The organism is Synergistaceae bacterium (genome assembly GCA_012728235.1).
Classification (GTDB): Bacteria; Synergistota; Synergistia; order Synergistales; family Synergistaceae; genus JAAYFL01.
Window position 1 is genome coordinate 1 of record JAAYFL010000066.1, and the last position, 11979, is coordinate 11979.

The 11979-nt window shown below is 39.8% G+C and carries 13 protein-coding genes and 1 rRNA gene; 6 read left to right on the forward strand and 8 right to left on the reverse strand.

Features of this window, described 5'->3' with window-relative positions; all coding sequences use genetic code 11:
- From GXZ13_05050 to GXZ13_05080, 7 genes are all read right to left on the reverse strand, one after another.
- Positions 1-68: ribosomal RNA gene (locus tag GXZ13_05050) — 16S ribosomal RNA — on the reverse strand; the annotation flags it as partial.
- 820 nt (positions 69-888) lie between these two features.
- Positions 889-1293, reverse strand: a complete 405-nt coding sequence (gene mscL / locus GXZ13_05055; GenBank protein ID NLX75186.1) for a large-conductance mechanosensitive channel protein MscL — start codon at positions 1291-1293, stop codon at positions 889-891.
- Between the two features lie 37 nt (positions 1294-1330).
- A complete protein-coding gene (locus GXZ13_05060) occupies positions 1331-2290 on the reverse strand; it encodes a calcium/sodium antiporter (protein ID NLX75187.1) in 960 nt (319 codons plus the stop codon).
- 156 nt (positions 2291-2446) lie between these two features.
- Positions 2447-2587: a hypothetical protein gene (locus tag GXZ13_05065; protein NLX75188.1), complete on the reverse strand. Its 141-nt coding sequence runs from the start codon at positions 2585-2587 to the stop codon at positions 2447-2449.
- Positions 2562-3593, reverse strand: coding sequence for a permease (locus GXZ13_05070; protein ID NLX75189.1), 1032 nt, complete (start codon positions 3591-3593; stop codon positions 2562-2564). Before GXZ13_05070 ends, GXZ13_05065 begins: the two co-directional genes overlap by 26 nt.
- A 121-nt stretch (positions 3594-3714) precedes the next feature.
- Positions 3715-4344: a cyclodeaminase/cyclohydrolase family protein gene (locus tag GXZ13_05075; GenBank protein NLX75190.1), complete on the reverse strand. Its 630-nt coding sequence runs from the start codon at positions 4342-4344 to the stop codon at positions 3715-3717.
- 36 nt (positions 4345-4380) lie between these two features.
- The gene (locus GXZ13_05080) at positions 4381-6054 is read right to left on the reverse strand and encodes a formate--tetrahydrofolate ligase (protein ID NLX75191.1); all 1674 of its coding nucleotides are present in this window, start codon (positions 6052-6054) and stop codon (positions 4381-4383) included.
- A 329-nt stretch (positions 6055-6383) separates the two neighbouring features.
- On the opposite strand from GXZ13_05080, the gene GXZ13_05085 reads away from it, so the two are divergent.
- The 6 genes from GXZ13_05085 to GXZ13_05110 are packed head-to-tail and all read left to right on the forward strand — an operon-like array spanning position 6384 to position 10742.
- Complete coding sequence (locus GXZ13_05085) at positions 6384-6761, forward strand: cytidine deaminase (GenBank protein ID NLX75192.1); 378 nt, start codon at positions 6384-6386, stop codon at positions 6759-6761.
- Positions 6762-6818: 57 nt separating this feature from the next.
- The gene (gene cobD, locus GXZ13_05090) at positions 6819-7763 is read left to right on the forward strand and encodes a cobalamin biosynthesis protein CobD (GenBank protein NLX75193.1); all 945 of its coding nucleotides are present in this window, start codon (positions 6819-6821) and stop codon (positions 7761-7763) included.
- Positions 7764-7774: 11 nt separating this feature from the next.
- The gene (locus GXZ13_05095; GenBank protein ID NLX75194.1) at positions 7775-8776 is read left to right on the forward strand and encodes a pyridoxal phosphate-dependent class II aminotransferase; all 1002 of its coding nucleotides are present in this window, start codon (positions 7775-7777) and stop codon (positions 8774-8776) included.
- Positions 8773-9393: a histidine phosphatase family protein gene (locus GXZ13_05100; GenBank protein NLX75195.1), complete on the forward strand. Its 621-nt coding sequence runs from the start codon at positions 8773-8775 to the stop codon at positions 9391-9393. The genes GXZ13_05095 and GXZ13_05100 overlap by 4 nt, the downstream gene beginning before the upstream one ends.
- A complete protein-coding gene (locus GXZ13_05105; protein ID NLX75196.1) occupies positions 9390-9884 on the forward strand; it encodes a cob(I)yrinic acid a,c-diamide adenosyltransferase in 495 nt (164 codons plus the stop codon). Before GXZ13_05100 ends, GXZ13_05105 begins: the two co-directional genes overlap by 4 nt.
- A gap of 12 nt (positions 9885-9896) precedes the next feature.
- Entirely contained in the window at positions 9897-10742 is an 846-nt protein-coding gene (locus GXZ13_05110; GenBank protein ID NLX75197.1) for a cobyric acid synthase, read from the forward strand.
- Positions 10743-10842: 100 nt separating this feature from the next.
- Here the strand turns inward: GXZ13_05110 and GXZ13_05115 are convergent.
- Positions 10843-11979: TonB-dependent receptor (locus tag GXZ13_05115; GenBank protein ID NLX75198.1), on the reverse strand; the 1137-nt coding region annotated here is incomplete at its 5' end.

The following is an 11979-nucleotide window of genomic DNA, read 5'->3' on the forward strand; positions in this document are numbered from 1 at the left end:
CCGTTCGACTTGCATGTGTTAAGCACGCCGCCAGCGTTCGTCCTGAGCCAGGATCAAACTCTCCGTTTGATTCTGGTTGTGTTTTCTACTCACATTTTCATTTAAGAAAATATGAGCAGCTCAGTTCGCCGGCTTATAGATGTCTTTAAATCATAGATTTAATGACAGGCTATAAGTAATATCCAATATTAATAAATATCAGAATTATTAGAATAGTTACAAAATACTTTCACTTAGCAAATTAATCTGCCAGGGAAGTAAGTAACCAAAAAAGTTATGACTTGGGCCAGAATTGACCTTGCGGTTATTTCTGACTTGTGTAAAGTCAAACAAGAAAAATAATTTTCGAGTTAAACTTCACTCTTTCGCTTTTCCTTTATTCTTTTGTCATGGTGCGTGTTACGCTTGTTTTTTGCAGGAAATAATTGCCTGTAAAAAGCGCAACGAGAGATACTTTATTACACTCAAGCATTTTCGTCAAGCACTTTTTTTACAAATTTTATATAAAACACACGACCTAGTGAGCTTTTAGAATAGATGTTTTAAAGGTCTATCAAAGGGATATCGTAAATATATTGTCTTAAAATGCAATAGAACTATTTTATTTTTTATTAAAATATATTCTGTTTTCTTTAATTTATAGATATTTTTGATAGGATTCTGCTGCGATATATGCTTCATTTTGCATAATATTTTGCTTTTTTATGAATAACAGAGAGTGATGTCTCTAGTTTTCAGAGTTGTTTATATTATTGTTTTTCATTTAGCTCCCTTTCAAAAATTTCTTTCTTCTATATGTACATATTTTAAATATGTAGAATATATAAAAAAAGAGATGTGCGACTGAAACAGCACATCTCTTTTCTTTATAATCTTTGCTAGAGAATTTTATTTCTTAAGCAGATCTCGGATTTCCGTAAGTAGTTCTTCCTGCGTAGGAGCTGCGTTCTCTTCAACTTCTTCCTCCGGCTTTCTTATCTTAGAAACCAATTTGATAAAGAAGAAAATTGATATGGCTATTAGCAAGAAATCAATTATATTCTGGATAAAGAGTCCGTACAGAATGGCAGATTCTTCAGCCAATACCTCGCCACAGACACCAATTTCTTCAGGGGTCAAGACATATTTAAGCGTTGCTAAGTTGACTCCACTTGTGATTTTGCTCAGTACCGGCATAAAGATGTCGTTTACTAGGGATGAAATTATATTGCCAAAAGCTATACCTATTATGACACCTATTGCCATGTCGAGGACGTTGCCTCTCAGGATAAACTCTTTGAATTCTTTATACATTGCTTTTCCTCCTTCTTATGTAATTAAAATAATTCGACTAAGCGGTTATTGTAATTATAACGTATGTGAGGTACGTTAATAAGAGTACGACACCTTGGACTCTCGTAAACTTTTTCATATAAAGGGTGGGCAGAATAGCTATGCTCCCAACGATGAGTGCTGCGGGGAGGTCTATCTGAGCCAGAGTTCCTGATATGGGGATCGTTTTTCCTGAAAGAATGGAACAAACAGGCAGTATAAAAGTCAAATCTATTATATTTGCGCCGATAATGTTCCCGACAGAAAGTGTGGCATGTTTTTTCGCAATAGCCGTTAACGTCGTTACCAATTCAGGAAGAGATGTGCCTATTGCGATAAGAGTTACTCCTATAATCCTCTCTGAAACTCCCAGCAGTTTTGCCAGATAGCTTCCATTGTCGACAAGCAGACGAGAACCGACGACCAAGAGCAGTGCTCCGAATACGAATTTTGCAATATTAATTCTCTTTTCTTTTGCAGTGGGTTTATTTCCGCGTACTTCATTGCTCTTTTGCAAATTCATGGCATTGAGCGCTTCTATAATATTTTCTGCAAAGGCTAAGCAGCACATCGCAAGCAATATCAAACTCCCCATTACTCCTATTGAGCCTATAAAACCACAGGCAATGAGAACGATGGTTCCGCCAAGCATAAATATCGTTTTTAAAATGTAGTCGCTGCGTTTAATGACACAGGGAATAAAGAGCAGAGCAAATGCCATTATTAAACCAGTATTTGCCGTGACACTGCCGACAGCATTTCCTATCGCTATTTCGACTTTGCCGTCAAATGTCGCCATCAGAGATACAATCAACTCCGGAAGAGTAGTGGCTATGCTTACTACAGTGGCTCCGACAATAAGCTTTGGAACACCAGAGACTTCAGCTATCCATGATGCCGCATCTACAAACATATCGCCACCCTTTACAATGGCGACAATCCCTACCGCAAACAGAAATAAAACAACAAAAAGGTCCATAAAGCACCAACTTTAACTTCCAGGTTATTTGAATGAGAATCTAAATATATTGAGAATGTAACATAAGCAGGTCTATATGTATATAGACAAAGAGATAAATTTAAAAACATGTTCTTTCTATTGCGAAAAGTTATAATGGGCGTTTAAGAGTGCGTGTTATTTTCTTACAGTATCATCTGATAGCTTCTTTTTTAATTTTTTATCCTTCTCACAGAGTGTCGTTTCTCCACCGCAATCAAAACCGGAGTTTTTCTCAAGCTCTGTGTTGAGTTTAGCTCCGGCCATGATCATATCCATAACTTCTTTTGAGATTTTCCCTATTACTGCCATTTATCCAAACATATACGAACATCCAAGCAAATGCATTGAATAGGTATCCAATGAGCATTATGCCAACTGCGACTATGCTTATGAATAGAATTAACAGTGGCGGCTTAACCGCTTTGCGCAAAAGTATAATCGAGGGAAGAGAGAGTGCTGTAACAGCCATCATCAATGACATTATTGTGCCGAGCCCAACTCCCTTTGCATATAATGCCTCAGCAATGGGGATTGTGCCAAAGATGTCAGAATATATTGGAATTCCTATAAAAGTGGCTATGACGACAGAAAAACTGTTCTTATTGCCGAGAGCCATTTCTATCAGATTCTGTGGAATCCAGTTGTGTATCAGAGCTCCAATACCTACTCCTATGAATATATAGAGAGCCACTTTTCTAACGGTAAATATTACCTGGTCTCTTGCAAATTCTATTCTTTCTTTTGTGGAAATATCTTCGGATTCAATGTTTATGCTATCTCCAGCTTTTATATATTCTTCTATATATGTATCCAAACGAAGCGCTTCTATTAAACTGCCGCCTGCAACAGCAAGTACTAAGCCAACTACAACATATGCAACGGCAATTTTAGTGCCGAATATGCTTACAAGAAGGATTAATGAGCCCAAGTCAACCAGGGGAGAAGATATTAAAAAAGAAAAAGTGACCCCTAGTGAAAGCCCGGCTCTGGTAAATCCGATAAAAAGAGGAATAGAAGAACAGCTGCAAAATGGAGTCACGGTGCCAAGCAATGCTGAGAGTAGATTAGCTTTAACTCCTTTAAAACGTCCTAGTATTTTCTTGGTGCGTTCCGGAGGAAAGTAGCTTTGGATATAGGAAATAACAAATATGAGTACTGACAAAAGAACGAAAATCTTTATTACATCATATATAAAAAACTGAAGAGATCCTCCCAATCTGCCGGAAATGTCAATGCCAAAAGAACTCAGAAATTTACCGGTAAGGGCTTTCAGCCACTTCATGCCGAGTAGCTGATTCTGAATGAATAGTAAGAAAGGTGCGATGAATTTCATCACAAGACCTCACTTTCATTTTATTTATTTTGTAATTTTATTTTTATTATATAAATATAGTTTAATTAAATTAGCTTAAAAATTCGGATATGAGTGTCTCTGTCTTAATCAATTCCCTTTTTACTTCATCAAGAGCTTCATTCATTTTCTTTTCAGTACAAAGAACGAACTCTTTGTCTTTTATTCCGGGAAGATTTGCTCGAACACTGTGCGACGCAGCTCTTGCCACTGCTTCAGCCAAAATCGCCCCACATGCGGCATCACTTATTGCGTTGGGATTTCCAAATTTGGCGGCTTTGAAAGAGAGCTTCGCAACTTCAACACAAGTTTCTATCGTATTCATGGGAATCTCAGTGATGTAAACAAGTGCTTCTTGCATTGCATCTCTTCTTAGCTTTTTCTCCTCTTCCGTTTCTTTGCACATTCCTAGACAGTCCATATAGTTGCCATAGCCTTTTATGTCGCAATTCGCCAATTCAACGAATTTAAAGCGAAGTTCTTCACTTTTTTTTGCAACTTCTTCCATTATTTCCCAGTTTTCTTTGTATTTTTCTCTTCCGACTGTGAGATTTGCGACCATGGAAACGAGAGCCGCAGCAGTTGCTCCACAGAGTGCGGCAGAGCTGCCGCCTCCGGGAGTCGGAGTGGCAGAGGCAAGTTTTTCAAAAAAAACCTGTATTTCACTCTTTTCAACAGCCATTGTACGACCTTCCTTTTAACTTATATTTTGTGTTCCTTAGAATAGACCGCTTATCTTCCCGTCATTGTCAACATCTATGGAGCATGCTGCAGGCTGTTTGGGCAACCCGGGCATTGTCATAATCGTTCCAGTAATTGGAATTATGAATCCGGCTCCTGCAGAAAGGCGAACTTCTCTTACAGTAAGGACATAGCCTGTCGGACGACCTTTTTTTGAAGGGTCGTCGGAAAGAGATGCTTGCGTCTTGGCCATACAGATAAGGAGATTATCCTTGCCGAGATCGTGTATTTGTTTGAGATCTTTTTCGGCGGTATCGGTGAAGTTAACTCCTGAAGCTCCATATATTTCAGTGGCTATTTTTGTGATTTTCTCTTTGGGAGAAAGATTTTCATCATAGAGGAAACGGAAGTTGTTTGGCTTTTCACAGGCTTCTAAAACTGCTTCCGCCATTTCTATTCCACCTTCGCCTCCGCGAGCCCAGATATCTGACTGCACGACAGGAGCTCCCAGTTTGGCGCACTTTTCTCTGACGAGCTTAAGCTCTTCATCTCTATCTGTCGGGAATTTATTAAGGGCAACTACAACGGGCACTCCATATGAAAGCATGTTTTCTACATGTTTTTCCAAGTTTGGAATACCGGCTTCGAGTGCCTGCATGTTGATTTCTCCGAGATTTTCTTTTGCTACTCCTCCATGCATTTTGAGAGCACGTATAGTTGCAACAATTACTACCGCGTCCGGCTTGATGCCAGCAAGACGGCATTTGATATCCAAAAATTTCTCCGCACCTAAATCCGCTCCAAAGCCTGCTTCTGTGACAAAGTAGTCTGAAAGTTTAAGTGCATATTTAGTGGCCATAACGCTGTTGCAACCATGTGCTATGTTTGCAAAGGGGCCACCATGGATAAATGCAGGAACGTGTTCTATTGTCTGAACTAGGTTTGGCTTGATTGCATCTTTTAAAAGCATAGCCATTGCACCCTGTGCCTGAAGATCTCTAGCTGTAATGGGTTTGCCGTCAAAATCATAGGCGACGATAATTGAAGCCAGACGTTCCTTTAGATTGTCTATACTGTCAGAAAGACAGAGAATGGCCATTATCTCTGAGGCAACTGTGATATCGAAACCATCTTCACGTGGAATTCCATCAGCCTTGCCGCCAAGGCCAATAATAATCTTGCGCAGAGCACGATCATTCATATCCATGACTCTTTTGAAAACTATGCGGCGCTGATCTATTTTGAGAGGATTACCCTGCTGCATGGAGTTGTCCAACATGGCGGCAAGGAGGTTATGTGCAGAGCTTATTGCATGAAAGTCGCCAGTGAAGTGAACGTTTATGTCTTCCATTGGCACTACCTGACTATATCCTCCGCCTGCGGCACCACCTTTGATTCCAAAAACCGGGCCCAAAGAGGGTTCACGTAGTGCAACAGCCGCTTTTTTGCCCATTTTAACCAGTGCTTGAGTAAGTCCTACGGAGGTAGTTGTTTTTCCTTCGCCTGCCGGAGTAGGCGTGATGGCTGTGACGAGAATCATCTTCCCGTCTTTGTTATTTTTTATTTTATTCCAGAGGTTAAAAGAAACTTTTGCTTTATATTTTCCGTAAAGCTCCAAATCATCTTCATCAATATTTAATTTTGCAGCAACTTCCACTATTGGTTCTAATTCCGTTTTCTGTGCAATTTCGATGTCTGTTAGATAAGCCATTATAACTCCTCCGTTTAACAATATATTTGCATTACTCTTTGAATTTTAACTAATTTCAGACACTACGTTGACGATTATATCACTTTACAATGAAATGTAACCCATTTTTGCTAGAAAAATAACCTTTTTCACTTAAATATATTAACATCAAAAATGCTTATCTTGAAACATATAACTGCCAAAAATTATATTTTATATATTTATATTTCCCTCTCCAATTTGTGTATTATTTTAACGAAGATAACGCTGTAAACAATTGACAATAGTTGCTGTTACATTGAGAATTGTAATTACGGAGATGAGTCATTGTGAAGAAAAAAGATGTCTATATGAATCTCTTGCAACGGGCAAGAGAAGCAAGAAAATTTTCTTATTCTCCATATTCTAAATTTCCTGTAGGTGCAGCTCTTCTTTTTGAAGATGGAGAGACTGTCACCGGGTGCAACGTTGAAAACTGCAGTTATGGACTGTCTCTTTGCGCCGAAAGAAACGCGATGGCAGCAGCTGCTGCAAGTGGAAATCTAACTCCTGTCGCAATAGCTATCGTGGGAGAAGAGGGGAACCCCTGTTTCCCTTGTGGAGCTTGCAGACAGTTTCTGATTGAGTTTAATCGTGAGATGGATGTAGTGGTTGAAAGTGATAGTGATATAGAGATTTATAAACTCAACGATTTGCTGCCGAAGCACTTTACATTGACAGATAGATGATTTTTAAAAAATATTGCGCTCGATCCATATACAATAAAGGAAAAGGATTGATGAGATATGTATATTCTGATTGCTTTAATTTTAGATAGTCTCCTGGGAGATCCTCACTACAAATTTCACCCGGTCGTAATCGTGGGAAGAATCATAAGCTATTGGGAAGAGAAGCTTTATTCCGAGAGATTTGGCAAAACACAGGGTGCTATCTTCCTTTTCATAGTTTTATTTACTGTTTCCATGTTCGTTTTATCCATTCTATTCACAGCCTTTTTACTTGGAAGATACGTCTCTGCCGCGGTCGAGATATTTTTACTATACTCCGCACTCTCATACGGAGCCCTTCGAGACGAATCCAAAGCTGTGGCGGTTGACTTGCAAAATGGCAACATTGAAAAAGCGAGAACGGATCTTTCGTATATAGTCGGCAGAGATACCGCATCCCTGGATGACAAAGGAATTATTCGCGCCACCATTGAAACTATTGGAGAAAACTATATCGATGGGATTACATCGGTGCTGTTTTATATGCTCTTGGGCTATTTTTTCAATCAAGCTGTTTTATTTGCATGGTTTTTTAAAACAGTTAATACGATGGATTCAATGGTAGGGTACAAGAATGAAAGGTATAACGATTTTGGAAAAGCGGCCGCTATTCTTGATGATATTATGAACTTTATTCCTGCCAGAATAGGAGCACTCATCTCTATTGCCGCAGGAGCTTTCGCTGGATTTGACGCAAAAAGAGGGTTGGTCGTATTTCTTAGAGACAGAAAGAATCATAAAAGCCCAAACAGCGCTCACGGAGAAGCAGCTTTCGCCGGGCTTCTTGGGATAACACTGGGCGGCGGCTCCACATACAACGGACAGTATGTACAGCGACCAATAATTGGAGATTACACAAGAGACGTGGAGTTAAATGACATATACAATGCTCATAAAATTTTGGCAGCATCGGTTATTTTTTCTGCCTTTATTGTTTTCTTCTCAGTGTACTTGGCAAAATGACAGAATTTAGGATGCACGGAGCAAATCCCGAAAAGACATATGCTTTTTTCTCTGTTCCGATGCCGGAAAAAGTTTATGATTTTAGTACCAATACCAACGTTCTCCCTTGGGATGGAGAGTTAAACATTGATGTTCATAAAGCAATGTCAGAGTATCCGGATGACGACTCAAAAGAACTGTGCGATATTATCGCTGAGGAGAACAACTGCCACCCCGACAACGTGCTTGTCACGAATGGATCCAACGAAGCTATATATCTTATCGCTTCTTATCAGAAGTCAAAACAAAATTGCGTGATTCACCCTGTTTATGGGGAGTACAACCGCGCGCTTAAAGCGTATGATGTCTTGCACCGAAATGTCCGCTCGCCTCTTTTTATTGAAAAATCTGATGAGACTGTCTGGATATGCAATCCTAATAACCCAACAGGCAAGTATATTCCCGAAGACGAGCTGATCGCTCTCTTTGAGTTTTATAAAAATACCGTTTTTGTTATAGATGAAGCATATAGAGATTTTTTATATGAAGGGCGCTGGAATCTTGATGTTAACGATAATTCAAAAATGATTATCTTGCGTTCTCTTACCAAGAACTTTCATTTGTGTGGAGCCAGAATCGGTTACGTTTTGGCATGTACGGCCACCATAAAGGCTTTGAAAGAAAGACAACCAACTTGGAGCGTTAACGCAGTGGCGCAACAGGCCGCATTGGTGTATCTGTCGGACAAAGGGTATCTGCAAAAGACCGCCGAGTTCTACAAAAAAGAAGTCCCCCGCTTTATTGGAGAGCTAATATCATTGGGGTATGAGGTTACTCCATCAAAGGTAAACTTTTTCCTTATTAAAACAAGTGATGATGAAAAACTTATAAAATTTTTATTGAAAAGAGGCATCGTTGTGAGACATACCAGAAACTTTATGGGGCTTGACGGACAGTATATAAGAGTGGCCACACGCTCTGTTGATGAGAATAATATCTTTATCAAGGCTATGAAAGAATTTTCTTTAATATGATTTTCTATTTAATTCGTCATGCAAAATCAATTTCAAATGCCGCAAATGAATGGACTGGACAAATAGATGCACCTTTGTCTCACCAAGGGATTAAAGAACAAAAAGAACTGGCAGTTAAATTTGCTTATCCAAAAGGAGATTTGTATTTCTCTTCCCCCCTGTCACGCAGTATAGATACACTCAAAATAATTTATGGACATGGGCCTGATATTATTTTGCCGGAGCTATCTGAATGTTCCTTGGGAATTCTTGAGGGAATGAAATATGACAATCTTGATACAGACGTGGAATACCTTTCCTGGATGAATGAACCGGATGTGCCGGTGCAAGGTGGCGAAAGTTTTAATGAATTCAAGGAAAGGTCGGAAAAGTCTTTTGAGATGATGGCCCGTCTAGCCATTGAGAAAAAATATAAATCTGTCGTCGCAGTGACTCATGGAAACGTTATGAGAGCGATACTGCATCGCTTTGTCGACAACAGTGTAAAACACAATGAGTGGTTGATACCTAATGGCGGAGTCCATATGCTCGACATAAAAGAAGGCTCTGAAAAGGCTGATTCTTATAAAAAGATGCCGCCGTTTCTTTTTGAAGAGTTTGAAAGGAGTTTAAGATGAAGACAGGAAAATTTCAGATATATACAGGGAATGGCAAAGGGAAAACAACTGCGGCTTTTGGTCTATGTTTCCGTGCATTGGGACGAGATTTAAGAGTAAAAATTGTTCAACTTAGAAAGAGCCGAGAGTGCGGCGAACTTATTCAAGCAAAAAGATGTGGGATCGACATTAAACGCTGTCCTGAATTCCCAAATGGAGAGCCTTGCACTTCCCCATGTCCTATGCTTAATACAATTACTAAGATAATAGAAAACAACGAAACAGATCTGCTTGTAATAGATGAAATGATGGAAGCATTGAGAGTAGGATGTTTAAAAGCGGAGGATGCTGCGGCTCTCGTCAGGGCTAAACCGGAAGGAATGGAGCTCGTAATGACAGGAAGAAATGTTCCCGAAGAACTCTTGGAACTTGCTGATCTCGTTACTTCAATGGAACTGGTAAAACACTATTATAAAGATGGTCTGGATGCCAGAGAGGGAATTGAATATTAAGAGGTTTTTCAAATGAAGGGAATAATGATACAGGGAACAAACAGCGACAGTGGCAAAAGTTTTATTACCACAGCTCTATGTAGGGTTTTTTCTGATATGGGTTTAAAAATATCTCCTTTTAAATCCCAAAATATGACTCGCAATACATTTATTACTGAGGATGGGCTTGAGATGGGGATAGCTCAAGCGATACAGGCGGAAGCCGCAAGACTAAAACCGTCTATCTTTATGAGCCCAATTCTGTTGAAACCGCGTGACGTTTCACCATCAGAGATAATTTTGATGGGCAAAAGTTATGAACCGCCAAATGGAAAAAGCTATGCTGATTTTGCATTATCAACCGGTCTCAATGCTATTCGCCAATGTCTTAAAAAGATAGAAGATAATTTTGAAATGGTTGTAATAGAAGGTGCGGGGAGTCCGGCAGAGATAAACCTAAGCAAACATGAAATAGTAAATATGAGGGTGGCTAAAGAGGCAGATGTTCCTGTTATTCTTGTTGCAGATATAAACCGGGGCGGTGCGATGGCCGCTATTGTCGGAACTCTTGATCTTTTGGGCGAAGATAGAAACAGAGTAAAAGGCCTTATTTATAACAAATTTCACGGTGACGTAACGCTTTTTCAGGATGCAGTCAGATGGACCGAAGAAAAAACAGGAATAAAAGTTCTCGGCGTAATTCCTTGGCTGGAAGATGTGTTTTTAGAGAGCGAAGATTCATTATCAGATAAGCAGGAAGAGAAGACAGTCAAAGAACTTGCTCTTTCGGAAAAAGAAAAAAACTATAATCTTTTGGCCAAACATGTTACGGGAAATATAAATGTGGAGTATTTGCTGAAAGAAATTATTAAAATTTAGAGTTTTTAAAAATATAGATATAAAGACGAAGGCCAGGCGCTGCAAGCCCGGCCTTCGTCTTTATTGAGAGGAAAGAGATGTGTTAACTCAGGATTTTAAATTAGAATTTGCACTCCCAGGAAGCAATGATTTTTCTTTCCGGGTTGATGTATCCGCTGCTGCTTATGATAAACTCTTTATCGAAGATATTTGTGCAGGTCAGACGAAGTGTCTGATTTTCAAATACATCCCATGCAACTGTTGCGTTTACGAGGAAAATATCTTCGTCATCATTTGCAAACTTGCCTGTGCTTTTTTTATCTACGACTCTGTCTCCGTAGTAGTGAGCTGCAAGTTCCGCTCTCCATTTGTCTTGTTTGTAGTTTAAGAATGCTGAGATATCCATTCTAGGTGTGCTTGAACGTACCCAGTCGGCGCTGCTGTCAGCTTTCTCTTCGGCATATGTGTATGCGAAACCGGGGGTGAAGCTCCAGTTGTCGTTGATATTGAACTTGTACTGTCCTTCAAAGCCCCATGCTTTGTACTCTGCTACGTTTATGTAAGCGGCTTCACCCATCCAACTGTCGGTGTTCCATATGATTTTATCTTCCATATCCATATAGAACGCTCCGAGTTTCCATGGGTTTTTCGCTTTTTCATCTTTTATTCCGATGTCATAAGTCCAACCCTGTTCTGGTTTAAGATTCGGGCTTTGGATAGCTCCCCATCCTTCATACAAGATTTGAGAAAGTGTCGGCATCATGTAGTATCTTCCCGCTGTTAAATAGAGAAGTTTACCCTTCGGTGATTCCCAATTTAGGGATAGACGCGGTATAAATTCGCTTACGTTGTCCGCATCATCGACGTTCCAGCTTTCATAGCGCAAACCAAGACCTAAGTTTGCCTGGCCGAGAGGGATTGAGGCCTCTACATATGGGGCGATTCCGCTTCTATCCTTGTCGTAATTCAGCTTAGATGCATTTACGTCATAGGTTCTTCCGTTCTGCTTCTGCCAATCGAAGCCATAGACAAAGGGAACGTTGAAGAGTTCTTGTTTGCGGTTGAAGGTAACTCCTATTGATTTACTGTCGTATTGGTTGTGATCCCATCCGCTGTCTGAGTCTTTGTTGTCTGTACGATAGTAAATTCTTCCTGTATTTATACCGTCACTGTAATTTAGCGAAACTCTGGCATAGTCGTTTTTCTGCCAGTTCGGAACTTTGTCATATTCGTAATGCGAGAGAAAATCGCCCCACTC

What these genes read in the sequence shown, in the direction of transcription:
- GXZ13_05075 (NLX75190.1), bottom strand. Translation starts at nt 4,344, where the DNA reads ATGGCTGTTGAAAAGAGTGAAATACAGGTTTTTTTTGAAAAACTTGCC.
- GXZ13_05095 (NLX75194.1), top strand. Translation starts at nt 7,775, where the DNA reads ATGCACGGAGCAAATCCCGAAAAGACATATGCTTTTTTCTCTGTTCCG.
- cobD (NLX75193.1), top strand. Translation starts at nt 6,819, where the DNA reads ATGTATATTCTGATTGCTTTAATTTTAGATAGTCTCCTGGGAGATCCT.
- GXZ13_05070 (NLX75189.1), bottom strand. Translation starts at nt 3,593, where the DNA reads ATGAAGTGGCTGAAAGCCCTTACCGGTAAATTTCTGAGTTCTTTTGGC.
- GXZ13_05100 (NLX75195.1), top strand. Translation starts at nt 8,773, where the DNA reads ATGATTTTCTATTTAATTCGTCATGCAAAATCAATTTCAAATGCCGCA.
- GXZ13_05085 (NLX75192.1), top strand. Translation starts at nt 6,384, where the DNA reads ATGAATCTCTTGCAACGGGCAAGAGAAGCAAGAAAATTTTCTTATTCT.
- GXZ13_05080 (NLX75191.1), bottom strand. Translation starts at nt 6,054, where the DNA reads ATGGCTTATCTAACAGACATCGAAATTGCACAGAAAACGGAATTAGAA.
- GXZ13_05110 (NLX75197.1), top strand. Translation starts at nt 9,897, where the DNA reads ATGAAGGGAATAATGATACAGGGAACAAACAGCGACAGTGGCAAAAGT.
- GXZ13_05065 (NLX75188.1), bottom strand. Translation starts at nt 2,587, where the DNA reads ATGGATATGATCATGGCCGGAGCTAAACTCAACACAGAGCTTGAGAAA.
- mscL (NLX75186.1), bottom strand. Translation starts at nt 1,293, where the DNA reads ATGTATAAAGAATTCAAAGAGTTTATCCTGAGAGGCAACGTCCTCGAC.
- GXZ13_05060 (NLX75187.1), bottom strand. Translation starts at nt 2,290, where the DNA reads ATGGACCTTTTTGTTGTTTTATTTCTGTTTGCGGTAGGGATTGTCGCC.
- GXZ13_05105 (NLX75196.1), top strand. Translation starts at nt 9,390, where the DNA reads ATGAAGACAGGAAAATTTCAGATATATACAGGGAATGGCAAAGGGAAA.